The sequence below is a fragment of the Sphingomonas sp. 3P27F8 genome, from assembly GCF_005502745.1.
Classification (GTDB): domain Bacteria; phylum Pseudomonadota; class Alphaproteobacteria; order Sphingomonadales; family Sphingomonadaceae; genus Sphingomonas.
Genome location: NZ_SCNL01000003.1, coordinates 54,895 through 81,769, shown reverse-complemented (window position 1 = coordinate 81,769; position 26,875 = coordinate 54,895). Strand labels below are relative to the sequence as shown.

Sequence of the window (26,875 nt, the reverse complement as noted above, 5' to 3'; positions counted from 1 at the left end):
CGTCTTTAACCAGCGAAAGGAGGTGATCCGATGTCTCATGGTTCAGCAATGGGGTCGGTTCAGTTCGTTCGGGGGACGCGCTTCTAACACCGCCGGATCGCGCCGGAAGGTATTCTCCTTCAGTCAACGGCGTGATCCATAGGTGGAGGAGGCCCGCATGGTCTCCCGGGCTGGAACGTTCCGGCCGCTGACCATGTTTAGGGGTTGTCGGATGTCTCTTGAGGGACATTCGACAACCTCTTCTCATATCCGCTAAATTAGTAAGCTTGCAGCTTTCCCCCGGCGCAAAGCGACGTTAGCCTCCCGCCAGACAATTCATAAAGGGTGGGGCATGAACAAGTACGGATTCGCGGCAGCGCTTTCTCTCCTGCTGGCAAGCACCGCACAGGCGGCGTCGCCAACCGAAAGCGCGGCCGACAACGCGCTGGAGATCGCGAAACGCGCGATCGCCTTCCGCAGCGTTCAGGGCCCTGGCAATCAGACGCCACAGCTTGCCGCCTATTTGAAGCGATTGTTCGTCGAGGCCGGCTTCCCTGCGGCCGACGTGACGGTCGAGCCGGTCGGTGACACCGCTTATCTGCTGCTGCGCTGGCACGGCACCGATCCGAAGGCGAAGGCGCTTGCCATCTCCGGCCACATGGACGTGGTGGAGGCCAAGCCCAGTGACTGGCAACGTGATCCGTTCACCCCTGTGGTGGAGAACGGTTATCTCTTCGGGCGCGGCGCGACCGATATGAAGCTCGATCTCGCGCTGGTCACCGCCACCGTGATCGATATGAAGCGCGCCGGATACAAGCCGAGGCGCGATATCGTCCTGGCGTTCTCGGGCGATGAGGAAACGGCGATGAAAACGTCCGCGATCCTCGCGAGCAAGGCTAAGGGCAGCACGGAGATGGTGCTGAACATCGATGGCGGTGGCGGGATGCTGAGCGAAAGCGGCAAGGCAGAATATCTGTCGGTGAGCGCGGCCGAGAAAACCTATGCCGATTTCAAGCTGGAGGTGACCAATCCCGGCGGCCATTCTTCCGCCCCGCGCAAGGTAAACGCGATCAATGAACTTTCGGCAGCGCTGGTCCGGATCGGTGATTATCGCTTCACCCCACAGCTTTCGCCGATCACCAAAGGCTATTTTGAAGGCGTCGCGCCGCTGCAAACTTCCGAGATCGGCGCCGCTATGAAAGCTTTCGCCGCCAACCCTCAGGACAAGCGGGCGATCGAGACACTCGCCGGAAACCCCGCTTATGTCGGCCAGATCGGCACCACCTGCGTTTCGACGATGGTGTCGGGTGGTCATGCGCTCAATGCGCTGCCGCAGCGGGCGACGGCCAACATAAACTGCCGCATCTTCCCTGGGGTGAAGCCTGCGGCAGTGATGGCGGAACTGGAAAGGGTCGCTGCCGATCCAAGCGTCAAATTCAGCGACGTGACCGAAGGATCCAATCCTACCGATGCATCTCCGTTGCGGCCAGATCTTATGAACGCCGTCAAGAAGGCGCTCAGCCTCGCGCGACCCGGGGTGCCGGTGTTTCCCGCGATGTCTGCGGGCGCGAGCGATTCGATGCATTTTCGCGCAGCCGGTATTCCCAGCTACGGAATCAGCCCGGTTTTCATCAAGGAAAGCGATGATTTCAGCCACGGGCTGAACGAGCGCACGCCAATCGATAATGTCCCGCTTGCAATCACTTATTATCGATCGTTGCTGACCGACCTCAGCAAGTAGCGCCGGGATTGCGTCCGGCCGCTTCGCACTCGCGCTTCCGATGCGCGGGCGCTAGAGGCGACCGGAAGCGAAGGGTTATATGATGGCGGATATCTTGGTGCTCACCACCGGTGGCACGATCGACAAGCTCTATTTCGACGCGCTGAGCGAATATAAGATCGGCGACAGCGTCGTCGATCGCCTGCTCGCCATCGCGCGTGTGAAGAAGCCTTTTCGCGTGCAGGGCTTGATACGAAAAGACAGTCTCGAGCTTGACGATGCGGACCGTGCGAGCATCGTCAAGGCGACCGCCGAGGCGCCGGAGAATCATATCATCATCACCCACGGCACCGACACGATGACCGAGACGGCGAAGGCACTGGCCGGCATCAAGGACAAAACGATCGTCCTCTTCGGCGCGCTCGCGCCGGCGCGTTTCGCGGAAAGCGACGCGACCTTCAACCTCGGCATGGCGTTCGCCACCGCGCAGATCGCGCCAGCCGGCGTGTGGATCGCGATGAACGGCACGATCTTCCCGGCCGATCGGGTGCGCAAGGATCGCGCTGCCAACGCCTTCGTCCCGGTGTGACCCCTATGCGTGACGCACGTTTGCGTCCGATCAGGATCGTTCTGTTTCTGCTTATCTGGGCAAGCTGCAGTTGGTTTGGCTCTTGGGAGATGAACACCAACAACGCGATCCGGCTTTATGCGACGCTGGCGATCGTCGAGCATGGCGAGGCGACCATCGATCAGTTCGATGCGGCAACAAGCGACAAAGCGAGGTTCGGCAGGCATCTGTATCTGGACAAGGCGCCGGGCACGTCGCTGATGGCACTTCCCGCCGTCGCGGCGATGCACGTGCTCTCGCCCGCGCGGAGCAGCGATTATCAGCTAGTCACCGGCAGTGGCGATTTCGCGCGCTTCATTCGCGTGCGCACTCGGCTGGCGGTCGCGACCGGGCCAGCGGTGCTGACCGCAATGGCTGCGGTCCTGCTATTCGATATCGCGCTTGGCATGACCGGCAGTCCCGCCGCCGCGCTGGCTGCAGCCGTCGCTTACGGCCTGGGAACGCCGGCCTGGGGATGGTCGACATCGATCCTCGGCCACGCTCCGCTCGCGGCGCTCTACATCGTCGCATTGTGGGCGGCGTTGCGCGCCACCACTGACGAGCCTACGCGGCGCTGGGCCGCATTCCTGCTCGGTCTCGCGCTTGGCTGGGCGGTGGTGATCGAATATCCTGCCGTGATCGCGGGAAGCGTCATTGCGCTATGGGCGGCATGGCGCGCGTGGCGCCGCCCGGATCGCAACACTATTCTCGGGCTCGCGGTTCTTGGTGGGCTGATCGGCATCTTGCCGCTATTCGCCTATAATCTTTTTGCGTTCGGCAACCCTTTTCAGCTCGGGTACGAGGGTGTCGTCGGGTTCGATGGCATGAGCCAGGGAGTGTTCGGTATCGGCTTTCCCGATCTCGGCGTCCTATGGCGCATCACGCTGGGTCAGCAGCGCGGGCTGTTCTGGTTCGCACCGGTTCTTCTGCTTGGGCTATGGGGCATCGCGCTTATGATGCGCGAACGGCGGACACGTGATCTCGGACTGGTGATACTGGCGGTGACGGCGATCACCCTGCTCGTGAACGCGGGCTATTTCTACTGGGACGGCGGCTATTCCACCGGCCCGCGCCATTCGGTGCCGATCGTTGGCGTGCTTTCGCTTGGTGTCGCGATGGCATGGACGAAGCGAGGTCACGGAGTCGGCCGTTATCTACCCGCGGAAATCATCATACTTTCGATCGGGATCAATGCGTGCCTCGCGGCGACTGACATCTACGGCAATCCAAGCGCGGCGTTCCAGTTGCGCGAGGTGGTCATTGTTCCGTTCATAAACGGGCAGTTGCGGAGCGTTGCGAGCGATTGGTGGGGCTGGTCGCCGGGCACGGGATTTATCCTCTGGCAAGTGATGGCGATCCCTGCCTTGTGCTGGCTCGTCATGGCATCGAGTCGCGCGGAAACCGCCGAAAATGACGTGACAAAAGCGTAATAACGCGCACACTGCACTCTTGCGGCACCGTGCTATATGGGCGCGACCCCGCCAGCATCGCAGCGGCGTGATCCGGGAAATGTGACGTGAATACTCCGATCTTCTATGATCCCAGCGGCCGACGCGGAACGCGCGCACGGCGATCGGTTGCCGCGCTGATCGCGCTGACTGTGCTGGTGGCGATCGCTTTTGCGTCAACGCTCGTTGTTGTTCCCTCAGGGCCCGAACTCCCGCTGCCGTTCGCACACCGGCAGGCAGAGCGCTTCAACCCCCACGCCATACCGGCGAAAACATCGACGCGATGGCTGCCGCGCCTCGTACGTACGCCAAAGTCGACGAAAGGCACCGGCGGGAAGCCGGTCACAATCGGCTTTTACGTTTCCGGCAACGACGGCAGCATCGCCTCACTCCAGCGCAACATCAACGCGCTGGACTGGGTCGTGCCGGCAGTGCTCACCACCGATGGCTCCGGCAAGCTTATACAAACGCGGGCGCCTCGGCTTGCTCAGGTAATAGCCGCCGCGCAGCGACCGCCGAAGCTGCTGCCGATGGTGCAGAACATCGTCAACGCGCAATGGGACGGAAAAGGCGTCGCGGCGATGCTGCAGAGCCGGGCGAAGCGCAAGGCGCTGATCCAGCAGCTCGTTACCTATGTTTCCGATCAGCACGCCGCCGGGCTGGTGATGGATTACGAGAACATGCCGGTCGAGGTGCTGCCCGCGTATGTTTCGTTCCTGGCGCAGTTGAACGCGGCGCTTCCGGAGGCGACGACGCTCGCCGTCACGGTGCCGGCAGGCGAGCCGGAATGGCGCCTCGCCAACTTCGCCCGCGTCGTCGATAACGTCATCCTGATGGCCTATGACGAACATTGGCAGAGCGGCAAGGCCGGGCCGATCGCGTCCCAGCCGTGGTTCGTACAAGTGGTCGAGGATGCGCTGCACCAGGTTGGTCATGACAAGCTGATCGTGGCGCTCGGCAGCTATGGTTACGACTGGCATGACAATGATGCCGACGCGACTTCCGTAGGCGAGGCGTGGCTCGCGGCGCGCAACGCGGGCACCAATGTCACCTTCGATCCGGCCAGTGGCAACGCCGGCTATGCATATATGCAGGACGGGACACAGCATCAGATCTGGATGCTGGATGCCGCAACAAGCTGGAACCAGCTCGTAGCGCTTCGCCAGCTCGGCATCGCGAACGTCGCGATGTGGCGCATCGGCAGCGAGGACCCGGGATTCTGGAACGCGCTGGCCGCGTTCCGGACCAAGCTGCCGAACAAGGTGCCGGTGCTCGACAAGCTTCAGGCAAACCTCGACGTCGATGTCGAGGGATCGGGCGAGATATTGCGCATTACCGCCTCCCCTACCGACGGCCAGCGCAAGGTGGGCTATGACAAACACGGCATGATCCGGCGGGAGGAATATATCTCGCTCCCGACGCCCTATGTCGTGCAGCGTGCGGGCGCGATGCCGAAGAAAATCGCCCTGACCTTCGACGACGGGCCGGACGCGGACTGGACGCCGAAGATACTCGATATCCTGGAACGCGAGCATGTTCCCGCTACCTTTTTCGTGATTGGCGAGAATGCGCTGCAACATCCGCAGATATTGCGCCGGATCGTGGCGGGCGGATCGGAGATCGGAAACCATACCTATACCCACCCCAATCTCGCGCTGAGCGGCGAGCGCACGGTCGATCTCGAACTCAATACGACGCAGCGCCTCGTACAAGCCTATACCGGCCGATCGATGACGCTCTTCCGCGCGCCCTATTTCGGGGACGCAGAGCCTACCACCGCCGATGAGATCGGGCCGGCGCTGATCGCGCAAGAGCATGGCTATACGGTCGTCGGCCTCCACGTCGATCCAAACGACTGGCAGCGGCCGGGAACGCAGGCGATCGTCCAGCAGGTGCTCGAACAGGCCGATGCGGCGAGCCCGGATCGCTCGGCCAATGTCGTGCTGCTCCACGACGGCGGCGGCAACCGCGAGCAGACGATCGAGGCCCTGCCGCAGATCATCGACGGGCTGCGCGCCAGAGGATTCAGCTTCGTCACCGCCTCGCAACTGGTCGGCATTCCGCAATCGGTCGCGATGCCGGAGGTCAAGGGACGCGATCTGCTCGCCGTGCGAACCGATGTCGGCATCTTCATCGCGCTGGCGCTGGCGTCAGTGGCGCTGGCGTGGCTGTTCTACGTCGCGATCTTCCTCGGGATCGCGCGCGCGGTGATAATGGCGGGGCTGGCCTGGCTCCAGACGCGCCGCCGCCGCGCCGTGCCGCCCGATTTCCACCCCAGCGTCTCCGTTATCATCCCGGCGTATAACGAGGAGCGCGTGATCGTATCCTCCGTCAGACGCGTGCTTGCCAGCGATTATCCGGGAATCGAAGTGATCGTCGTCGATGACGGTTCGAAGGATCGTACCAGCGCGCTGGTGGCGGAATCGTTCGCCGATGATCCGCGCGTGACGCTGATGACGCTCGTGAACGGCGGCAAGGCGGCGGCGCTCAACCGCGCGCTCGCGCAGGCGAACAGCGAAGTGGTGATCGCGCTCGACGCCGATACGCAGTTCGAGCCTGAGACGATCGCCCGGCTCACCCGCTGGTTCGCCGATCCGGCGATCGGCGCGGTCGCGGGCGACGCGCGCGTGGGCAATCGCGTGAACCTCGTCACCCGCTGGCAGGCGATCGAATATATCACCGCGCAGAACCTGGAGCGCCGCGCGCTCGCCGGTTTCGATGCCATGACGGTGGTGCCGGGCGCAGTCGGCGCGTGGCGGCGCGCGGCGCTGGAATCGGTCGGCGGCTATCCCGAGAATACACTCGCCGAGGATCAGGATCTGACCATTGCTATCCAGCGCGCGGGCTGGCGCGTCTCCTATGATCCGCGCGCGGTGGCGTGGACCGAGGCGCCCGAGACCTTCCGCTCCCTCGCCAAGCAGCGTTATCGTTGGGCATTCGGCACGCTGCAATGCCTGTGGAAGCACCGCGGTGTCATTGCCAGCGGCAGGCCGAAGGGGTTGGCCCATGTCGGCCTGCCGCAGGCGTGGCTTTTCCAGATCGCGTTCGCCGCGATCTCGCCGCTGATCGACCTTGCGCTGATCGTCTCGATCCTCGGCACGATCATGCGCGTCGCACAGCACGGCTGGGCGCAGACGAGCGGTGATGTCGGCAAGATGGCTCTTTACTGGCTGTGCTTCACCACGATCGACGTGATCTGCGGCTGGATCGCCTACCGGCTCGACGGGCGAAAGGCGCGCTACCCGGCATTCCTGCTGGTGGCGCAGCGCCTCGTGTATCGCCAGATCATGTATTGGGTGGTGCTCCGCGCGATCAGTTCGGCGATTGGCGGCTGGGTGGTCGGCTGGGGCAAGCTGGAGCGATCCGGGCGCGTACAGGCGGCTTGAGCAACCCGCCAGCTGGCGTCGTCTTGCCACGGTAACGTCCACGCTTTATCCGCTCGTGATGATCGCATCAGAAATCGTCTCCGAGCTCGACCGGCTCTACACTGCTTCCGTCAGCCGGCTGCAGCAGGCCCTGACCCGGTATCTCACCGACGGCACGCCCCCCGCGCCGGAAGCGCGGCGGGACGGATCGTTCGCCTATCCCGAAATCCACCTGCGCTATCGCGGGCAGGACGACCGGCCTACCCCGCTGCGCTCGTTCGGCCGGCTGGTGACGCCGGGCGAATATCGCATCAGCGTGACCAAGCCCGCGATCTTCGCCGACTATCTCACCGAGCAGCTTACCTTGTTGCTCGAGGATTACGACGTCGATGTGCAGGCGGTCGCGGGGCGGACGGAAATCCCGTTCCCATATGTGCTCGATCCCGGCCACGCGCTGGGGCTGGACGAGGTTTCCGCCGCCGAGCTCGCGCGCTTCTTCCCGGCGACCGAACTGGCGCACATCGGCGACGAGATCGCGGACGGCCTGTGGACGGCATCGGACGAAACGCGCCCGCTGGCCCTGTTCGACGGGCTGCGCACCGATTTCAGCCTCGCGCGGCTGCGCCATTACACCGGCACCCCGCCGGAACATGTGCAGCGTTATGTGCTGTTCACCAACTACCACCGCTATGTCGACGAATTCGTCCGCTGGTCGGTAGCGCAGGTCGATGGCGATTCGCGCTTTACCGCGCTCTCCGGGCCGGGCGGCGTGATGTTCCGTCCCGGGGATGACCCCGCGATGCTTGACGACAGCGCGTGGCGGCGGCTCCAGATGCCGGCCTATCACCTGATCGCGCCGGATCGCAGCGGAATCACGCTTGTCAACATCGGCGTCGGCCCGTCGAACGCCAAGACGATCACTGATCACCTCGCGGTATTGCGCCCCGATGCGTGGCTGATGATCGGACATTGCGGAGGCCTGCGCCCGTCGCAGCGGATCGGCGATTACGTGCTCGCCCACGCATATCTGCGTGACGATCACGTGCTGGACGATGTGCTCCCGCCCGAAATCCCGGTGCCGGCGATCGCGGAGGTCCAGCTTGCGCTCGCCCATGCCGCCGCATCGGTTTCGGGGCAATCCGGCGAGGAGCTGAAGCGGCGGCTGCGGACCGGCACGATCGTCACCACCGACGACCGCAACTGGGAATTGCGCTACAGCCGCTCGGCCCTGCGCTTCTCGCTCAGCCGGGCAGTCGGGATCGATATGGAATCCGCCACGATCGCGGCGCAAGGTTATCGCTTCCGCGTGCCCTATGGCACGTTGCTGTGCGTATCCGACAAGCCCCTGCACGGCGAGCTGAAGCTGCCGGGGCAGGCCAACCGCTTCTACGAGCGCGCGATCAGCGAGCATATGCGGATCGGGATCGAAACCTGCGAAGAATTGCATCGCGAAGGCGCGCGGTTGCACAGCCGCAAGCTGCGGGCGTTCAACGAGCCGCCCTTCCGCTGACGCAACGAGCGGGGCGGCCGTGCGTTGATCGATCCACGAATTGATTTCAGGGAGAATGCGCATGGCCGACACGCCGGAAACAACCAAACCCGCCGCCGCTCCTCGTGCTGCGACGCCGCGGCGCGCGCCGCGCAAAACGAGCGCGCCGAAGCCGGCCGCCACGCCGACGTCGACGAAAGCGAAGCAAGCGCCGGCAACTGCTGCAAAACCGGCGGCCAAATCGATTACGAGATCGCGCGGCGAGGCAACGGGCGCTGGCGCAGCCAAAGCCGCCAGACCCGCCGCCAAGCCAAAGCCGAACGGCAAGACGGCGACGCCGAAAGCCCGCAAATCGAGTGGCGCCGGCCGCGACTCCAAGGGCGGCGAGAAGGCTGGCGGCAAATGGGGCACCGCCGCGATCGCCGGCAGCCTCGCCATGGTCGGTGCGGCGGCAACCGCGGCGCTCCTTTCCCTGCGCGGCTCAACCTCGAAGAAAGCGAATTCGAGCGGCGGCGCGCATAGCCCGGACGGGACCGACAGCTCAGCCTCGTTCCGCGCGGGGATCGCGGATGAGAATTCGATCCCTGACAAGGGCTGAGCGGAAAATCAGGCGGCGAGAAACCCGGCGATCGCGCGGCCAAGCTCCGGTTTGGTGACGGCGCTCATGTGGTTGCCGGGAATCTCGACGTACTTGGCGTCGGGCAAGGCATTGGCCAATGCTGCGGCGGACCCGTTATCATGATCGTCCACCCCGTTCACGCACAGCGCGGGCCAGGCGAACCCACTTACCACCTCGACTGGGGTGCTGACAAAAGTGTCAATGACATTGAGCAGCGCTATCGGATCGCCGCCGGTGGTTTTGAGAAACGCCTCCGCCATCCACTCGGCGCTTCCGCGCTGATGCTTGCCGAGGTTATTGAGAATGTTTCGGAAATGGTCTGCGCGCCGCTCGGCAGACGTAAGACCATCCAGCCCCATTCCAGCAAAGACGATCCGGCGCGGTGTGGCCCCCGTAGCAAGCATCCGTGAGGTGGTGCGCGCGCCGAGCGAATAGCCCCCGAGGTCGTAATCGGTAAGACCCAGGTGCGCGATCAGCGCATGCCCGTCTTTCGTCAACGCATCAGGCGGATAGGCGCCGATTTCGTGCGGCTTCGCGCTTTCGCCATGCGCCCTCAGATCCGGCATGATGACGCGAAAACCGCTCGCGGCGATCGCTGCCGCCTGGCCGTACCGGATCCAGTTGGTCTGGGCGTCGGAAAAATAGCCGTGGATCAGAACAACCGGCCGCCCCTCGCCCATCTCTCGCCATGCCAGGCGGACGCCATCGAAACTGTCGAAAAAGCGTGTCTCACTCGGGGGCATTTTCACCTGCTGATGGCCATCGATACATCGTCGCTTGATATTCGTCGCGGCGGCTGCAACGCAAGCCGGGCAAACAACGGCAGAAATATTGCCACTTTGTCATGATCCCGCGCTTCCATTATATAAGCATGCTTATTATATGCGAGGCATGACAGAGACATTCGGTTTCCTGCTCAGCGACACCTCTCGCCTGTTGCGCCGCCGTTTCGACGAGCGCGCGCGGACGCTCGGCGCAACCCGGACACAGTGGAAGGCGTTGCTGGGCATCAGTCGGCAGGAGGGCATCAATCAGGGCGGCCTTGCCGATATCCTTGAGGTGGAGCCAATAACATTGTGCCGGCTGATCGACCGGTTGGAGGAATCCGGCCTGGTCGAACGCCGCCGAGATCCAAACGATCGACGTGCCTGGCAATTGTTCCTGACGGACAAGGCCCATCCTGTTCTCGATGAGCTGCGCGGGCGCGGTGCGGAGCTTACCGCGCAGGCGCTGCGCGGCATCCCGGAAGAAACTATCGCGCAGCTTTCCGAGGTGCTGAACCGGATTCGCGAGAACCTTGCCGACGCACCGCAACCACAGAAAGGCGTCGCTCATGGCTGACGCAGACCCCAAACGCGCATTCGCGGCCGACAGCGAAATGTCGGTTCTTGCAAACCAGGATGTTCCGGCGAAGCGTCGCGGGTTGCCTCGGCTGGTGCTGATGCTCGGCATACCGCTGCTGATCGTCGCGATCGGCGGATATTTCTATCTCACGTCCGGCCGGTATATTTCCACCGACAATGCCTATGTTCGGCAGGACATGATATCGATCAGCCCGGACGTATCCGGCCGTATCGTCGAGGTCGACGTGCGCGAGAACCAGCCGGTGAAGGCCGGCGATATCCTGTTCCGCATCGATCCCGAGCCCTATCGTATCGCGCTGGCGCAAGCGGATGCCGATCTGGCTACCGCGCGGGTGCAGGTTTCCACGATGGCGACCGATACCGGCAGCGCAGCCGCCGATATCCAGAATGCCCGTGCCGAACTGACGCTGGCGCAGGCGACGTACGGACGGCAGGCGGCGTTGATGAAGCAGGGCTTCACCACACGCGCGGCATTCGACGCCGCTACACAGGGCGTGGCGGCGGCGAAGGCGAAACTGGCGACGGCCGATGCGGCGGCGGCGCGCGCGCGCCAGCAACTCGGCTCCGGCGGGGGATCGGGTCAGCCGGCCGCGATCCAGGTCGCGCTCGCGAAACGCGAGAAGGCGGCATATGATCTCGAGCGGAGCGTTGTTCGCGCGCCGAAGAGCGGCGTCGTGAGCCAGACGGGGCGTTTGCAGGTCGGCAATATCACCCCCTCCGGTGTTCCGGCGCTGAGCCTGGTCGTCAGTCAGCAGGCATGGGTCGAGGCGAATTTCAAGGAAACCGATCTGAACCATATGCGCGTCGGCCAGCCGGCCGAGCTGTCGTTCGATGCCTATCCCGGCCTCAAGGTGAAGGGCCGGGTGCAGTCGATCGGCGCCGGCACCGGGAGCGAGTTTTCGGTGCTGCCGGCGCAGAATGCGACCGGCAACTGGGTGAAGGTGACACAGCGCGTACCGGTACGGATCGCGATCGATGGAAAACCGCCGCGCGCGATGATCGCCGGGCTTTCCACTGACGTGAAGATCGACACGAAGGATCGCTGATGGCGTCCGCCGCCGCTCCGGCCGGAAACCCGCCGATCGCCACCCCGCCCGGTCAGCCGCTGTTGCCCGTCAGGCATCGCGGTATCCTGACCATCGGCGTGATGGGGGCGATGATCATGCAGATCCTCGACACTACCATCGCCAATGTCGCGCTGCCGCATATGGAAACCAGCCTCGGCGCGACTGCCGATACGGTCACCTGGGTATTGACGAGCTACATCGTCGCCACCGCGATCGCGCTGCCAGCGACCGGCTGGCTTTCCGACCGATTGGGCAGCCGCAATCTGTTCCTGATCGCGGTCGGCGGGTTCATCCTCGCCTCGATGGCATGCGGCACCGCCGTGAGCCTGGAGGAAATGGTGGTATTCCGCATCCTGCAGGGGATCTTCGCCGCCTTCATCAACCCGCTGTCGCAAACGTCCATGCTTGATATCAATTCGCCGGAAAATGCGGCGAAGGCGATGAGCGTCTGGGGAATGGGCGTGATGGTAGGGCCGATCATGGGCCCGGTGATCGGCGGTTGGCTAACCGAAAGCTACAACTGGCGCTGGGTATTTTACGTCAACGTGCCGGTTGGCGCGGTGACGTTCGGAATATTGTGGTTCCTGCTGCCGTCGCGCCCGCGCGCGCATCGCTCGTTCGACTGGCTCGGGTTTCTCTTTATCGGTATCGCCGTCGCCTCGTTCCAGCTCATGCTCGATCGCGGCCAGGACCGGGACTGGTTTTCGAGCTGGGAAATCGTGGCCGAAGGCATGATCGCCGCTGCGTTCGCGTGGATGGGTATCGTTCATCTCGCCACTGCGAAGAAGCCGCTGTTCGACCGGCATCTCTTCGGCAATCGCAATCTGGTCACCGGCATGTTCTTCATGGTGGTGATCGGCGTTTCGACAATGGCGCCGATGGCGCTGCTGCCGCCGATGCTCCAGCAGCTTTTCGGCTATCCCGTGATCGACACGGGGCTGATGATGGCGCCGCGCGGCGTGGGCGTGCTCTTCACCATGTGGCTCGCGGGGCGGCTGATGGGTCGGGTCGATACCCGCCTGGTAATCATGTTCGGGCTGGGGATATTCGCGCTCTCGCTGCGCCAGATGGCCGGCTATTCCCTGCAGATGGATTTTTGGCCTGTCGTCATTTCGGGATTTATCCAGGGCCTTGGCATGGGGCTGGTGTTCATGCCGATGAACGCGCTGGCATTCGCCACGCTCGACAATCGTTACCGTACCGATGGCGCAAGTCTGCTGAACCTGATGCGCTCGATCGGCCAGTCCGCCGGCATTTCGATGGTGACGGTTATGCTCGCCCGCAATATCCAGGTGAGCCACGCCGATCTCGTCCAGCATGTGACGCAGGACAAGATGCCCGCAATCAACCTGAGCGAGATCGACCAGTTGGGCAGCCTTGGCGACAGTGTGTTCGCGTTCGCAGATGCGATGATAAACAAGCAGGCAGCGATGATCGCCTATATCGACGATTTCTATCTCATGAGCTGGATCAGCATTGCCGCCATTCCGCTCGTGCTGCTGCTCAAGAAGCCCAAGGGCCGGCTTGAGGTGATCCATTCCGAATAAGGTGTCGCCTCAGCCGGTGAGCGCGGCCATGAACTCGGCGGGCGGCGCCATCTCCGGCCATTGCGGAACGTCGCCGGGCAACGTCACCCAGGCCTGTCGATAATGCGTGAAGATGTGCGCGCGACACTCCAGCTCCTCGGAGCGATCGAGTGTGCCGGCGCGAACCACCGCGACACCGGGCCGGCGCGTGTTGGTATTATAAATCCGCGAATGGCAGGTGCCGCAAAAGCGCTGGATCGAGGTCCGGTCCTCGGTCGTGATCTCGTGAACAACGATCGGCCCAGCGACGTGCAAACCGGATTCGGGAACGAGCGCCTGCAGGCTGAAAGCGCTGCCTGACGCACGCTGACAGATATGACAATGGCAGGCATAGACCGGCGGCAGCGCATCGAGCGCGAGCTCGTAGCGGCAGGCGCCGCAGCGACAGCCGCCAGTGATCGTCATCCCGCCTTCTTCAGATGCCGACGGCCGAGCAATTCGGCGATCTGCACCGCGTTCAACGCCGCGCCCTTGCGCAGGTTATCGCTGACGCACCAAAGCGACAGTCCGTTATCCACGGTGGAATCCTCACGTACGCGGCTGATGAAAGTCGCGTAGTCACCAACGCACTCGATCGGCGTAACGTACCCGCCATCCTCGCGCTTGTCGATCAGCATCACTCCCGGCGCCTCACGCAGGATATTCTGTGCCTCGACAGCGGAAATCTCGTTCGCGAACTCGATGTTGATCGCCTCCGAATGGCCGACGAACACCGGCACGCGTACGCACGTCGCCGTCACCTTGATCTTCGGATCCAAAATCTTCTTTGTCTCCGCGACCATCTTCCACTCTTCCTTGGTCGAGCCATCGTCGAGGAAGCTGTCGATGTGTGGAATCACGTTGAACGCGATCTGCTTGGTGAATTTCTTCGGCTCGGCCGGATCGCCCACGAAGATGTTGCGGCTCTGCTCGAACAGCTCGTCCATCCCCGCCTTGCCCGCGCCGGACACCGACTGATAAGTCGCGACCACGACGCGCTTGATCGTCGCGGCATCATGCAGCGGCTTCAGCGCGACGACCATCTGCGCAGTCGAGCAGTTGGGATTGGCGATGATGTTCTTGCGGGTGTAGCCGTCGATCGCCTGCGGATTTACCTCAGGCACGATCAGCGGCACGTCCGGGTCCATGCGGTAGAGCGACGAATTGTCGATCACCGTGCACCCTGCCGCGGCGAACTTCGGCGCATATATCCTGGTGGCGTCGCTGCCGATAGCGAACAGCGCCATATCCCAGCCAGCGGGATCGAAATGCTCGATATTCTGGACTTTCAGCTTGCGGCCGGTCTCGCCGAAATCGACCTGATCGCCGGTGGAGCGTGCACTGGCGACGACCGCGATCTCGTCCGCCGGGAATTCGCGCTCGGCGAGGATGTTCAGCATCTCGCGCCCGACATTGCCCGTCGCACCCGCAACCACCACCCGATAACCCATGACTCACTCCTTGTTGCAGCGCGGCACTACAGTGATTGCGCGCGCGCCAGCAACCTTATTCTAATCGTGCGTGCTGGCCTGCCAGGTGGCGTGTGCGCAGCAATGAACGCGCGCGAGATGATCGACGATCGCGTCCGATTCCTGCGATATCGCATCGCGCCGCCGTTATCGCGCCGGCTTGTTCTTCACCTCGCGGTCGAGGAATTCGAGCAGCGTCGTCCACGGATGGATGTCCCGGACCGCGCCGTGCGTCTTTCCCGGATAGAGCATCATCTCGAACTTCATGTCCGCCGCCTGCAGCTTCGCGGCCAGTGCGGTGGTGTTATCCAGGAACACGTTGTCGTCCGCCATGCCATGCATGATCAGCAATGGATCGCGGATCTTCGTCGCATCCGGCAGCGCGCTCGACGCGGCATAGGCGGCGGCGTCCTTCGTTGGATCGCCCATGTATCGCTCGGTGTAATGCGTATCGTAGAGCGCCCAGTCTGTAACCGGAGCGCCAGCCACGGCCGCAGCATAGACGCCCGGATTCTTCTCCAGCATCTTCAAAGACATATAGCCGCCATAAGACCAGCCATAAGTGGCGATCTTCTGAGCATCGACGAACGGCAAAGTTTTGAGATAGCGCGCCCCGGCCAGCTGGTCCGCAACCTCCACGCTGCCCATCGCGTGCCAGATCGCATCCTCGAACTTCTTGCCGCGATTGGGCGAGCCGCGATTATCGAGCTGGAAGACGATCCAGCCCTGTTGCGCGAGATATTGCAGCAGTGGCGGGCTCCAGGCGCGCGAGACGGTCTGGCTGTGCGGCCCGCCATAATGCTGGAAAAACACAGGATATTTTTTGCCTGGTTCGAGCGTCGGCGCGATCATCTTCCAGTAGAGTGTCGTTCCGTCATCGGCCTTCAGCGTGCCGAATTCGGTCGGTCGCTGCGCCGCAAGATAAGGGGCATAGGGGTGCGCGCCGCCGACCGCATTCTCGTTGATCCATGACAACCGCTTGCCCGTCGCGTCGGCAAGATAGGTTTGCGGCGGCTGGCCCGCGTTGGAGCGCGTGATGATGAAGCGCGAGGCGGCCCCGTCGGCACTGGCGCTGTTCCACCAGCCGGCCTGCGTGAGGCGTGTGATCGCATGCGTCCGGGTATCGAGCGCGTAGAGGTGCTGTTCCAGCACGCCATCGCGATTGCCGGTGAAGAAGATCCGCCCGGAAGCGTCGTCCACCCCGACCAGCCCGGTCACCACCCAGTCGCCGCTGGTGAGCCGCGTCCATTTGCCCGCTTTCCAAAGATAGAGATGCGCAAAGCCGCTGCGTTCGGACAGCCAGATCAGGCCGCCGTCCGGCATCGCGCGATAGGCGCTGGACAAGTTGACCCAGCTCTTTGCGCCAGCCTTTTCGCTGAACATCACTGTCGCCTTGCCTGTCGCCGGATCGACGCGAAGCATATCGAGCGTGCGCTGATCGCGGCTCTGGCGCTGTACGAGCAGTGCCGAGCCGTCCGGCGTCCAGTCCACGCGCGCGAGATAGATGTCGGGATCGCGCCCGAGATCAACTTTCACCCGCCCCGATCCGTCGGCGCGCATTATCCACAGTTCGACGAGCACATTCGGCGTGCCGGCGGCGGGATAGCGTTGCTGGACGATGCTGGTGCCAGCCGCTCCGATCGCGGCGCGGGTAAAGATCCTCACCGGCTGCTCGTCAAAGCGTTCGACCGCGATGTGGCGTTCGTCGGGCGACCACCAATAGCCGGCGCGCCGGTTCATCTCCTCCTGCGCGACAAACTCCGCCTCGCCGAAATGGACGGTACCCCCGCCCCGGCTGGTCAGCGCACGCGCCGCGCCGCCGGCGAGCGGCTGCACCCACAGGTTCTGATCGCGCACGAAGCTCAGGAAAGCGCCGCGTGGCGAGATCAGCGGATTGAGCGCTCCCGCCGTTCCCTCGATCCGGCGAGCGCTGCCATCCAGGCCAGCCAGGAACAACTCGCCATCGATCGGCACGAGCAGCGAGCGCCCGTCCGGCGCCCAGTCATAATCGAGAATGCCGGTCTTGCCGGTCTTGCTGCGATCACGCTCGCGCTGCATCTTCTCCGCCTCGGAGAGCGCCGCGCCGCTGCCCACCTTGCGGGAATCCACCAGCATCCGTTCCGTGCCCGTGCGCGTGTCGATCGCCCACAGGTCATAACGGGTTCGCTCGTCCGGGCGGTTGCGGACCATTGTGAGCAGGTCGCCTTGAGGGGAGAGCCGCAGCGCCTGGGGCTGAGCGCCGGCCAGATCGGGGCTGCCGAAAACGCGCTCCAGCGTGAGCGGCCCGCCTGAGGCAATCGTCTCAGCCACGGCCGAGGACGCCAGCGCGGCAGCGGAACAGGCAAGGGCAATCGCAAGCGGCCATGCGCGCATATCTTTCTCCGTTGAAGAAACGGCGAAAGCGCGATGCAGGCGAAAACACAAGGCCGGAAAACGAGAAAGAGGCGCGGACGGCATCCCGTCCGCGCCCCTGACGCATCAGCGATAAGTGGAAATCACTCCGCCGCAGCGGCCTGACGGTTGTCGCGACGCTCGGCGATACGCGCCGCCTTACCGGTGCGACCACGCAGGTAATACAGCTTGGCACGACGGACCGCGCCCTTGCGTACCACCTCGATCGAATCGATGTTCGGCGAATACAGCGGGAAAACGCGCTCCACGCCCTCACCGAACGAAAGCTTGCGCACGGTGAAGCTGGAACCCATGCCCTTGTTCGAGCGCGCGATGCACACGCCCTCGTAATTCTGGACACGGGCGCGATCGCCCTCGATCACCTTCACACCGACCTTCAGCGTATCGCCAGGGCGGAATTCGGGGATCGCGCGCTTCGCGGTCAGCTTTTCGATCTGCTCGGCTTCGAGCTGCTGGATCAGATTCATCTGAAACGTCCTCAATCGTCGCCGCGCGCCAGAGGGCGGCCGACCCGAACGCCAGTGTGACGTTCCCAAAGGTCCGGCCGCCTTAGCCGTGTGTCATCCTCCGCCCGTCGTTTCCGCCAGGCGGCGATCTTCGCATGATCCCCCGATCGCAGCACTTCGGGGATCCTGCGCCCTTCCCATTCATAAGGTCGGGTATAATGCGGATATTCGAGTAGGCCGCTTTCGAAGCTTTCCTCGTCCCCGCTTGAAGCGGCGCCCATTACGCCGGGAAGCAGCCGAACGCAAGCATCGAGAAGAACGAGCGCCCCCATCTCCCCGCCGGACAGCACGTAATCGCCGATCGCGACCTGCTCGATCGGCCGCGCCTCGAACAAGCGCTCGTCAAATCCCTCGAATCGGCCGCAGAGGATCACCGCGCCCGGCCCGGCGGCGAGCGCGCGTACGCGTGCCTGGGTTAGCGGCGCGCCGCGCGGCGTCATCGCCAGAACGGGGCGCTCGTCCGCGACATGATCGAGCGCGCGCGCCACCACGTCCGCGCGGAGCACCATGCCCGCGCCGCCCCCGGCCGGTGTGTCGTCCACCGACTTGTGCCGGTCGGTCGCGAAATCACGGATGTTGACCGCATTCAGCGACCAGCGCCCCTCGCCCAGCGCGCGCCCGGCCAGCGATTGGCCCAGCGGCCCGGGAAACATCTCCGGATAGAGCGTCAGGACGGTTGCATCGAAGGTCATGGCGCGGGCTTGAACTCCAGCACCTGAAGGCTCAGCGCCGGGGTCGGCGCGCGCTGGACGCGGCCCGCCACCGCGCCATTCGCGCAGGCCCACACGAATGTACCCTCCATCGCGGAGAGCGGCGCGATCGGCTCGTTCATCGCGCAGGCGCCGACTGTGGCTTTCAACGCCGCGATATCGGCGCGGCGACGCGCGAGATCGCGATCGAGCGGCACGTTCACGGCAAGCGGTGCACTGGCCGGATCGCCGCTGCGCCAGCTCGCCTTGGCCGCATCGTAGGCACGGGCGAGACCGGCGGAAACCTGCAACGGTCGATCGCTCGCCAGCCCGGCCGCGCGTAGCGTCATCAGCGCCTGAAACGCCGGTTGGACGGGCGAAGCGTAGGTGCGGTTGGCGAAGGCGAACACGCCCACCCCCGCTTCCGGCAAAAGCGCAACCACGGATCCATATCCCGGATACCCGCCGGTGTGAGTCAGAACCTTTCCGAGATCGCAGTCGGCGACATTGAACCAGCCTTTGCCATAAGCCCAGGATTGCCGGCACGGCGCGCCGAGAAAAGGCGGGCGCTCACGCGTCTCGACGAAATTCGCGCCCTCGACAATCTGCCGCACCGTGCCGCGCTTTACCGGGCCGGTATCCGTATCGTCCCGCGCCGGCCACGCGGACAGCAGAAACGCAACCCAGCGCCAATAGTCTCGCGCGCTGGTCTGCACCCCGCCCATCGCGCCGAACGCGCCGTCTGCCATGTCGGGCTCGCGCACCCAGCCCCCTTGTCCCGCTGCGTCCTGTTGCCAACGATAGCCAAGCGCCCGTCCCCGCTGCGGCATGTTGATGACGTCATAGCCGGTGGATTTCATCTCCAGCGGCGCCATAATCTCGCGCTGGATGTAGCGCTCGTAAGGCATACCCGAGACGTTCGAGACGATCCGGCCAAGCGTGGCATAGCCGAAATTGGAATATTCCATCTTCAGGCCGGGCGCGCGCGCGAACGGCACACCGGCTTTCAGCATTGAGGTGAACGCCTGAGCGGAAAGCGGCTGTTGGCGGTCGCCCCAGGGATTATCCTCGACGAAGCCGGCGGTGTGGTGGAGCAGATCTGCGACGGTGATGCGCGGCGAATCCTTGGTCGGATAGCGCCAGCCGGCCATCTGCGGCACGTAACGCTCCGCCGGCGCGTCCAGCGACAGCTTGCCTGCATCGCGCAGCTTGAGGATCGCGAGCGCGGTGAACGCCTTTGACATCGAGGCAATACGGAAGCTGCTGTCCGCCGTCACCGGCACACCGCTGGCCACATCCTGTACGCCGAGGCCGCGAACCACGACGAGGCGGCCATCCCTGACAACCCCGAACACCAGCCCCGGCACATGCGCGTTCTTCATCCACGTGTCGAAATAAGCGGTCAGTTGCGGCCCGATCGCATCGATCGCGCCGGGAGTCGCTACTTTCGCCGCCTGGTTTGCGGGCCGTTCCTGCGCGGTCACTACGGCAGCGCTGGTCACAAGAGCGAGCGCAGCTATCGAACGGCGAATCATCAGCAGGAACTCCGTTGGGCGGCGCATCTGATCGCGCGCCGCCGCGACGGCGGCAATGGCCTAGCTTTCGACGAAGGCCGGGGCGATGATCAGGCGTTCATGATCCCATTCGGGCACCGCGTCCACACGCATCGGCACCATGAAGCGCTTGCCGTTGTCGCGCTCGATCTCGATAACGTCGCCGGCACCGAAATTCTCGATCGCGATCACATGGCCTAGAGCCTCGCCGCCAGCGGAAACCGCCGCAAGGCCGATCAGGTCGCAGTGATAATATTCGCCCTCGCCGAGCGGCGGGAGCGCCGAACGCGGCACGGACAATTCCGTGCCGCGGAGCGCCTCCGCGCGGTTGCGGTCATTCACCTCGGCGAAGCGGGCGATCGCCCCATTCGAGCCGTGCCGCAGGGATTTCAGCGTCAGCGTGCCGCCGTTGAATGCCCGGTGCGCATCCAGATCGTCGGCGAATACCTTTAGCCGCACTTCTCCCGAAATTCCGTGCGCGCCGATGATGACGGCGAGCACGACATCAGGCTCCGATACGGTTTTCGGTTTCTCGCTCATCTTGCTGGCCGGACGGATCGCGACGAGACCGCCGCGATCCGTTGCAGGGCTTACTGCTCGGACGTCGCGTCGGCGACCTGCGCGGCCTCTGCGGTCGGCTCCTCGGTGGCAGCCTCGACCTCTGCCGCGACCACGCCCTCGGCCTCAGCCGCCGTCTCTTCCTGAGCGGGTGCCGCGGCCGCCTCGGCCGCCGCTTCTTCCGCCGCCTTCAGCTTCTCGGCACGCTCCTCGGCGCGCTCCTTGGCCTTCTCGCCCGGCTCGGCCTTGTTCGGGTTGTTGCGCGCCGCGCGCTCACGCACGCCAGCCGCATCGAGGAACCGCGCCACCCGGTCGGTCGGCTGCGCGCCGACGCCCAGCCAATGCTTCGCGCGCTCGGCGTCGAGCACGACGCGCTTCTCGTCTTCCTTCCCGAGCAGCGGGTTATAATTACCGATCTTCTCGATGAACTTGCCGTCACGCGGGCTGCGCGCATCGGCAACAACGATGCGGTAATACGGACGCTTCTTGGAGCCGCCACGCGACAGGCGAATGCTGAGAGCCATTGGTACTTCTTCCTTCCAACTATCTTGGTTATGCTTACTTCTTGAATTTTCCGAAACCTGGCGGAAGGCCTCCGGCACCGCCGGGAAGTCCCGGCAGGCCGGCACCGGCCTTGCCCAGCATGTCCCCCAGTTCCGCGCCGCCGAGCGCGTTGCCCAGGCCGCCCATGCCACCCTTGCCGAGCATCGCCATCATGCCCTTGAGGCCGCCCATCTTCTTGATCCGCTTCATCGCGGTGGACATTTCCTGATGCATCTTGAGCAGCTTGTTCACGTCCTGCACGGTCGTCCCGCTGCCCTTGGCGATGCGGATCTTGCGCTTGGCGTTGATAAGCTCGGGCTTGCCGCGCTCTTTTGGCGTCATCGAGGTTATCATCGCGTCCATGCGCAGCAGGATCTTCTCGTCGACCGCGCCAGAGGCCATCGCCTGCTGCGCTTTCTTCATGCCCGGAATCATGCCCGCCAGCGCGCCAAGACCGCCCATCCGGCGCATCTGGGCGAGCTGACCACGCAGATCGTCCATGTCGAACTGGCCCTTGGAAAGCCGCGCCGCCATGCGCTCGGCGTCTTCCTGCTGGATCGCCTCCGCCGCGCGTTCAACCAGCGAAACCACGTCGCCCATGCCAAGGATGCGGCCGGCCACACGCTCGGGATGAAAAGGCTCGATCGCATCCAGCTTTTCGCCGGTGCCTGCAAACTTGATCGGCTTGCCGGTAACGGCCCGCATCGACAGTGCTGCGCCGCCACGCGCATCGCCGTCCATGCGGGTCAGCACCACGCCCGTCAGCGGCACCTGCTGGGAGAAGTTCTGCGCGACGTTGACCGCATCCTGCCCGGTCAGCGAATCGACGACGAGCAGGATTTCCTGCGGCCGCGCGATTTCCGCGACGGCCTGCATCTCGTCCATCAGCGCCTGATCGACATGAAGGCGCCCGGCGGTGTCGAGCATCAGCACGTCGAAACCCTGGAGCTTCGCCGCCTGCAACGACCGCCGCGCTATATCGACCGGCTGCTGCCCGGCGACGATTGGCAGCGTCTGCACCTCGATCTGCTTGCCGAGCGTGGCCAGCTGCTCCTGCGCGGCCGGGCGATTGACGTCCAGCGACGCCATCAGCACCTTCTTGCGCTCCTTCCCCGCAAGCAACCTGGCGATCTTAGCGGTGGTGGTCGTCTTGCCGGAGCCCTGCAGACCCACCATCATGATGACAGCCGGCGGCGCCGCATTGAGATCGAGCGCGGCATCCTGCGGGTTGGCGCCGCCGAGCATCTCGACCAGCGCGTCGTTGACGATCTTGACGACCTGCTGCCCCGGCGTGATCGAGCGCAGCACATTCTGCCCGACCGCCTTTTCCGTCGCATCCTCGACGAACTTGCGCGCGACCGGCAGCGCCACATCCGCCTCGAGCAGCGCGATGCGCACCTCCCGCATCGCCTGGCGCACGTCGGCCTCGGTCAGCGCGCCACGGCCGCGCAGCCGATCGAACACACCACCAAGACGATCACTGAGGCTGTCGAACATCCAAAACCCTTCTCATCCGGCCCAAACGAAAAAGCGCCGGCGGGCGAAACCTCGCCGGCCAGCGTGCACCACATGGGCGCTTTTCCTTATCGTTCAACGTCGGAACGCGGCGCGGCCTCTAACGCAAAGCACAGATAGAGGCAAGCCGTTCACGCTTAACGGCTTCTATACCCCGTTGTGCGAGATCGATTCCATACCGGCTCGGGAGGACAAGGTCGCCAATGGAAACGCTCGCCATAATTTCTCTGTTGAGCGTGGCCGCGCTGGTTGTAGCCTTCCTTATACTGTCGCGCCTGCCCGGCCGGCGCCTGTCCGCACCGCGCTCACGCATCAATCGCGCAATCCCGCGAGACCCGGCAACGGGACTATGCAATCGTCAGGGATTGCTCGAAGCCGGCGGTAGGGTGTTGGCTCGCGCGGGCACGCGCCCGATCGCTGTGATACTTATCGAGATCGGGCCGGATGCGCCTGTCGGTGCCATTGGCGATCTCGCGCCCGTCATTGCCGCCATCCTTCCCACCGACGCACTGATCGGCGTCGTCCACCCGACCCAGCTCGCGTGCGCCATCACCATCGATCCCTATGCGGCCGACGGGCCAGATCAGGTGGCGAGCCATCTCGGATCATTGCTGTCGCAGCGAGGTGAGTTCGGGGCGCGAGGCGCGACCATCGGCCTTGCCAGATCGGATCGCGACGCCACCTCGATGGAAAGATTGATTGAAGCGGCGGAGACAGCCGCGCTGGCCGCCAGATCGGAGGGCGTCCGCAGCCTGTGGTTCGACGAGGGCATGGCCACCCGGCGGCGCGCGCGCGATACGGTAGCGCACAGCCTGCCGGATGCGATCGAAAGCGGCGCGATCATCCCGTATTTCGAACCGGTGATGGATCTTCAGAGCGGCGATCTTCTCGGGTTCGAGGTGCTCGCCAGATGGGAGCATCCCGTCCATGGCGTTATCGCGCCAGCGCATTTCATCGACATCGCCAGCGAGACGAGCGCGATCGCGGATCTCACCCTTTCCGTTATGCGGCAGGCCCTGTTCGCGGCGCGGGACTGGGATGAGCGACTGATAATGTCCGTCAATTTCGCGGTGCCGCAGATGCGCGATCCGTGGCTCGCCCAGAAAGTGATCCGGTTGCTGACCGAACTGGGCTATCCTCCCGCGCGGCTGGAGATCGAGCTTACCGAAGGCGCGTTGATGGACCCGCACGGGGTCGCGCCGTCGATCGTCGAGAGCCTCAAGGCGCAGGGCGTACGCGTCGCGCTCGACGATTTCGGCACCGGCGTTTCCAGCCTCACGCATCTGCGGGCACTGCCTTTCGATCGAATCAAGATCGATCACTCGATCGTGACCCGGATGGTGGACGATCCCGCCCGCGCCTCGATCGCCGACGCCATCCTGCGACTGGGCGAAAGCCTGCATCTGCCTGTTGTCGCCGAGGGAGTGGAAAGCGCACGAATCGCTGATCGTCTGCGCGCCATGGGCTGTACGATCGGCCAGGGCTATGTGTTCGGCCAGCCGATGAATCTGATGCAGACCCGCCGGATGCTGGCCGAGCAGCGACTGATACCCATGGCCGTAGTTCCCGACCGACTGGCAAGCTGAGGCGCGCAGACAACCGCCGCGCGCGGCGTTTTCGTGGACTTCCGCGCCGCTCCTCCCTAGATCGCCCCGCATGACCGCCCTGCCCCGACCCGACGTCGTGACCCTGGGATGTCGCCTGAATCTTTCCGAAAGCGAAACGATCCGCGGCCTGATCGGCCCGCGCGACGCCGTCGTGGTCAATACCTGCGGCGTCACCAACGAAGCGGTCAAACAGAGCCGTGCCGCGATTCGCCGCGCGCACCGCGCTCGTCCGACGGCGGAGATCGTCGCTACCGGCTGCGCGGCACAGATGGATCCCGAGAGCTTCGCCGCGCTTCCAGGCGTAACGCGGGTGGTGAGCAATACGGCGAAGTTGCTTCCCGCCACCTGGAGCGGATTCCCCAATCGCGCCCCGCCGCGTCGCCATGCCCGCGCTTTCGTCGGCGTGCAGAACGGCTGTGACCACGCGTGCACCTTCTGCGCCATCCCCGCGGGCCGCGGGCCGAGCAGAAGCGACCGGGCCGGTGAGATCGTGGCGCGTATCGCGGCACTGGTGGAGGCCGGCGCGCGCGAAGTGGTGCTGACCGGGGTCGATCTCACCAGTTATGCCGACGGGGATGTGACGCTTGGCGGGCTGGTGGAGCGCATTCTTGTCGGCGTTCCAGCTCTGCCCCGGCTCCGGCTCTCGTCGCTCGACACGATCGAGATCGACGATCGCCTGTTCGAACTCATCACTGGCGAAGCGCGGCTCATGCCGCATCTCCATCTGTCATTGCAGGCGGGTGACGACCTCATCCTGAAGCGCATGAAGCGGCGCCATCTTCGCGGCGATGCAGTGCGCATGATCGAACGGATCAAGGCAAAGCGGGACGTCGCGATCGGAGCAGACCTGATCGCCGGCTTCCCGACGGAAAGTGAGACGATGTTCGCCAATACGCTGGCGCTGATCGAGGAATGCGCAATCGTCCATGCGCATGTATTCCCCTATTCGCCGCGCGAAAACACGCCCGCCGCGCGGATGCCGCAGGTGCCGACCGATATCGCCCGCGCACGCGCCACACGGTTGCGTGACGCGGCGGCGCGGCTGAAACGCATCTGGCTTGCGGGGCAAATCGGCTCCGAGCAGGCCATTGTGCTGGAAAAACCCGGCGATCGCGGCCACACCGGCGGCTTCGCGGACGCGCGGCTGACAGCTACGCCCACTGCCGCGGTCGGCGAACTCCTGTCGGTGCGCTTCATCTGCGCGACTGACGATTACCTCATCGGAACACCCATATGAGCACCACTCCATCCTGGCACGAAAAGCTGCTCGGCGGCTTTCGCCGTACGTCCGATCGGCTGATCGGCAATCTCACCGGGCTCGGCACCGCCCCGCTTGACGATACGACGCTGGACGAGATCGAGGAGGCGCTGATCGCGTCCGATCTCGGGCCTGAAACCGCCGGCAAAATCCGCGCGCGGCTTGCCGAAGGCAGCTTCGAGCGCAACATGGAAGATCTGGGTATCCGCCTGGTCGTCGCCGAGGAAGTGGAGAAGGTGCTGGCGCAGGTCGCAAGGCCGATCGAGGTGGATGCTTTTCCCCGCCCGCAGGTGATCCTCGTCATCGGCGTCAACGGTTCGGGCAAGACCACCACGATCGCCAAACTCGCGCACCTGTTCCTCGAACAGGATTATGGCGTGATGCTCGCGGCGGGCGATACGTTCCGTGCCGCCGCAATCGGGCAACTTGCGACCTGGGCCGAGCGCGTTGGCGTACCGATCGTAACCGGGCCGGAGGGCGGCGATGCGGCTGGCGTAGTATGGGACGCGGTGAAGCAGGCGACCGCGACCGGCATCGACGTCCTGATCGTCGACACTGCCGGCCGGCTCCAGAACAAGCGCGAGTTGATGGACGAGCTGGCGAAAATTCGCCGCGTGTTGGGCCGCATCAACCCGGCGTCGCCGCATGACGTGGTACTGGTTCTGGATGCAACCACCGGGCAGAACGCGCTGTCGCAGATCGAGGTGTTCAAGGAAGTGGCGGGCGTCACCGGGCTGGTGATGACCAAATTGGACGGCACGGCGCGGGGCGGCGTGCTGGTCGCTGCCGCGGAGCGCTACGGCCTGCCGATTCACGCCATCGGCATGGGCGAGGGGATGACCGATTTGAGACCTTTCGATGCCAACGAAGTCAGCCGGATCATCGCCGGGGTGGACGAAGGAGCACGCAAGTGAGCGAGCAGCGCAACGCATCCGCAGGCTTCCGCCTCGCGCTGGATTATGGGCCGCTGATCGTGTTTTTCGCGGTAAATTTCCTGGCGCCCGGCGCAGCGATCTTCCGTATCATCGCGGCGACCGCCGCGTTCATGATCGCGATGGTCGTGGCGCTGGCGATGTCATGGTTCAGAACCGGGCGCGTCTCGCCGATGCTGCTGATATCCGCGGCGCTGGTGCTGGTGTTCGGCGGGCTGACAATCTATTTTCACGACGAGCGCTTCATCAAGATGAAGCCGACGTTCGTCTATGCGATCTTCGCCGCCGTGCTTGGCTTCGGCCTTGCGACCGGGCGGCCCCTGCTCCAGAGCCTGCTGGAAACCGCGTATCCCGGCCTGGATCAGCAGGGGTGGCGCAAGCTTACCCGCAATTGGGCGATCTTCTTCGTATTCATGGCTGTGCTCAACGAGGCCGTGTGGCGCAACAGCACCACCGATTTCTGGGTAGGGTTCAAGCTGTGGGGCGCGATTCCACTGACGCTGGTGTTCGCTTTCGCCAATGTGCCGATGCTGATGAAGCACGGCCTGCAGGCTGGCAGCGCGCCCGAAACGATCCCGCCGGAAGGGTGATACGAAAAGGGCGGCGCCAA

The 26,875-nt window shown here is 64.3% G+C and carries 23 protein-coding genes; 13 read left to right on the top strand and 10 right to left on the bottom strand.

The window, feature by feature from the left end; translation table 11 throughout:
* Positions 1–331: 331 nt before the first annotated feature.
* From FFS35_RS05090 to FFS35_RS05065, 6 genes are all read left to right on the top strand, one after another.
* Positions 332–1,720 carry a M20/M25/M40 family metallo-hydrolase gene (locus tag FFS35_RS05090; RefSeq protein WP_137786054.1) on the top strand — a complete coding sequence of 463 codons (1,389 nt, stop codon included), beginning with the start codon at positions 332–334 and terminating at the stop codon, positions 1,718–1,720.
* A 79-nt stretch (positions 1,721–1,799) separates the two neighbouring features.
* Positions 1,800–2,288, top strand: a complete 489-nt coding sequence (locus FFS35_RS05085) for an asparaginase domain-containing protein (protein ID WP_137786053.1) — start codon at positions 1,800–1,802, stop codon at positions 2,286–2,288.
* Positions 2,289–2,377: 89 nt separating this feature from the next.
* Positions 2,378–3,736: a glycosyltransferase family 39 protein gene (locus FFS35_RS05080; RefSeq protein ID WP_249341460.1), complete on the top strand. Its 1,359-nt coding sequence runs from the start codon at positions 2,378–2,380 to the stop codon at positions 3,734–3,736.
* 86 nt (positions 3,737–3,822) lie between these two features.
* Positions 3,823–7,140, top strand: coding sequence for a glycosyltransferase (locus tag FFS35_RS05075; protein WP_137786052.1), 3,318 nt, complete (start codon positions 3,823–3,825; stop codon positions 7,138–7,140).
* 58 nt (positions 7,141–7,198) lie between these two features.
* Positions 7,199–8,629: an AMP nucleosidase gene (locus FFS35_RS05070; protein ID WP_171007515.1), complete on the top strand. Its 1,431-nt coding sequence runs from the start codon at positions 7,199–7,201 to the stop codon at positions 8,627–8,629.
* A 24-nt stretch (positions 8,630–8,653) separates the two neighbouring features.
* Positions 8,654–9,130 (top strand): hypothetical protein, encoded by a 477-nt coding sequence (locus FFS35_RS05065; RefSeq protein WP_171007514.1) that lies wholly within the window; start codon positions 8,654–8,656, stop codon positions 9,128–9,130.
* An 84-nt stretch (positions 9,131–9,214) separates the two neighbouring features.
* Here FFS35_RS05065 and FFS35_RS05060 read toward each other — a convergent pair whose 3' ends face one another.
* The gene (locus FFS35_RS05060; RefSeq protein WP_137786049.1) at positions 9,215–9,976 is read right to left on the bottom strand and encodes an alpha/beta hydrolase; all 762 of its coding nucleotides are present in this window, start codon (positions 9,974–9,976) and stop codon (positions 9,215–9,217) included.
* Positions 9,977–10,118: 142 nt separating this feature from the next.
* Here FFS35_RS05060 and FFS35_RS05055 point away from each other — a divergent pair, with 142 nt between their 5' ends.
* From FFS35_RS05055 to FFS35_RS05045, 3 genes are read left to right on the top strand one after another with little or no spacing between them, the layout of a single operon-like run.
* On the top strand, positions 10,119–10,568 hold the full coding sequence (locus FFS35_RS05055; RefSeq protein WP_171007513.1) for a MarR family transcriptional regulator: 450 nt from the start codon (positions 10,119–10,121) through the stop codon (positions 10,566–10,568).
* Positions 10,561–11,637 (top strand): HlyD family secretion protein, encoded by a 1,077-nt coding sequence (locus FFS35_RS05050; protein ID WP_137786047.1) that lies wholly within the window; start codon positions 10,561–10,563, stop codon positions 11,635–11,637. The genes FFS35_RS05055 and FFS35_RS05050 overlap by 8 nt, the downstream gene beginning before the upstream one ends.
* Positions 11,637–13,205 carry a DHA2 family efflux MFS transporter permease subunit gene (locus FFS35_RS05045; RefSeq protein ID WP_137786046.1) on the top strand — a complete coding sequence of 523 codons (1,569 nt, stop codon included), beginning with the start codon at positions 11,637–11,639 and terminating at the stop codon, positions 13,203–13,205. The genes FFS35_RS05050 and FFS35_RS05045 overlap by 1 nt, the downstream gene beginning before the upstream one ends.
* A 9-nt stretch (positions 13,206–13,214) precedes the next feature.
* Here FFS35_RS05045 and FFS35_RS05040 read toward each other — a convergent pair whose 3' ends face one another.
* The 9 genes from FFS35_RS05040 to ffh form a co-directional block, all read right to left on the bottom strand.
* Positions 13,215–13,649, bottom strand: a complete 435-nt coding sequence (locus tag FFS35_RS05040) for a GFA family protein (protein ID WP_137786045.1) — start codon at positions 13,647–13,649, stop codon at positions 13,215–13,217.
* Positions 13,646–14,674 (bottom strand): aspartate-semialdehyde dehydrogenase, encoded by a 1,029-nt coding sequence (locus FFS35_RS05035; protein WP_137786044.1) that lies wholly within the window; start codon positions 14,672–14,674, stop codon positions 13,646–13,648. The genes FFS35_RS05040 and FFS35_RS05035 overlap by 4 nt, the downstream gene beginning before the upstream one ends.
* 165 nt (positions 14,675–14,839) lie before the next feature.
* Positions 14,840–17,065, bottom strand: a complete 2,226-nt coding sequence (locus tag FFS35_RS05025) for a S9 family peptidase (RefSeq protein WP_137786043.1) — start codon at positions 17,063–17,065, stop codon at positions 14,840–14,842.
* A 122-nt stretch (positions 17,066–17,187) separates the two neighbouring features.
* Positions 17,188–17,571 carry a 50S ribosomal protein L19 gene (rplS, locus tag FFS35_RS05020; RefSeq protein WP_137786042.1) on the bottom strand — a complete coding sequence of 128 codons (384 nt, stop codon included), beginning with the start codon at positions 17,569–17,571 and terminating at the stop codon, positions 17,188–17,190.
* 11 nt (positions 17,572–17,582) lie between these two features.
* Positions 17,583–18,302 (bottom strand): tRNA (guanosine(37)-N1)-methyltransferase TrmD, encoded by a 720-nt coding sequence (gene trmD, locus FFS35_RS05015; RefSeq protein ID WP_137786041.1) that lies wholly within the window; start codon positions 18,300–18,302, stop codon positions 17,583–17,585.
* On the bottom strand, positions 18,299–19,834 hold the full coding sequence (locus tag FFS35_RS05010) for a serine hydrolase domain-containing protein (RefSeq protein WP_171007512.1): 1,536 nt from the start codon (positions 19,832–19,834) through the stop codon (positions 18,299–18,301). Before FFS35_RS05010 ends, trmD begins: the two co-directional genes overlap by 4 nt.
* 60 nt (positions 19,835–19,894) lie before the next feature.
* Positions 19,895–20,392 (bottom strand): ribosome maturation factor RimM, encoded by a 498-nt coding sequence (gene rimM / locus FFS35_RS05005; protein ID WP_137786039.1) that lies wholly within the window; start codon positions 20,390–20,392, stop codon positions 19,895–19,897.
* Between the two features lie 50 nt (positions 20,393–20,442).
* Entirely contained in the window at positions 20,443–20,934 is a 492-nt protein-coding gene (gene rpsP, locus FFS35_RS05000; RefSeq protein WP_137786038.1) for a 30S ribosomal protein S16, read from the bottom strand.
* 34 nt (positions 20,935–20,968) lie between these two features.
* On the bottom strand, positions 20,969–22,450 hold the full coding sequence (gene ffh / locus FFS35_RS04995) for a signal recognition particle protein (protein ID WP_137786037.1): 1,482 nt from the start codon (positions 22,448–22,450) through the stop codon (positions 20,969–20,971).
* A gap of 437 nt (positions 22,451–22,887) precedes the next feature.
* Between ffh and FFS35_RS04990 the strand changes: the two genes are divergently transcribed.
* From FFS35_RS04990 to FFS35_RS04975, 4 genes are all read left to right on the top strand, one after another.
* Complete coding sequence (locus FFS35_RS04990; protein ID WP_171007511.1) at positions 22,888–24,054, top strand: EAL domain-containing protein; 1,167 nt, start codon at positions 22,888–22,890, stop codon at positions 24,052–24,054.
* Between the two features lie 70 nt (positions 24,055–24,124).
* The gene (locus FFS35_RS04985) at positions 24,125–25,312 is read left to right on the top strand and encodes a MiaB/RimO family radical SAM methylthiotransferase (protein WP_137786035.1); all 1,188 of its coding nucleotides are present in this window, start codon (positions 24,125–24,127) and stop codon (positions 25,310–25,312) included.
* Positions 25,309–26,247 carry a signal recognition particle-docking protein FtsY gene (gene ftsY / locus FFS35_RS04980; protein ID WP_137786034.1) on the top strand — a complete coding sequence of 313 codons (939 nt, stop codon included), beginning with the start codon at positions 25,309–25,311 and terminating at the stop codon, positions 26,245–26,247. Before FFS35_RS04985 ends, ftsY begins: the two co-directional genes overlap by 4 nt.
* Complete coding sequence (locus FFS35_RS04975) at positions 26,244–26,855, top strand: septation protein A (RefSeq protein ID WP_137786033.1); 612 nt, start codon at positions 26,244–26,246, stop codon at positions 26,853–26,855. Before ftsY ends, FFS35_RS04975 begins: the two co-directional genes overlap by 4 nt.
* Positions 26,856–26,875 lie beyond the last annotated feature (20 nt).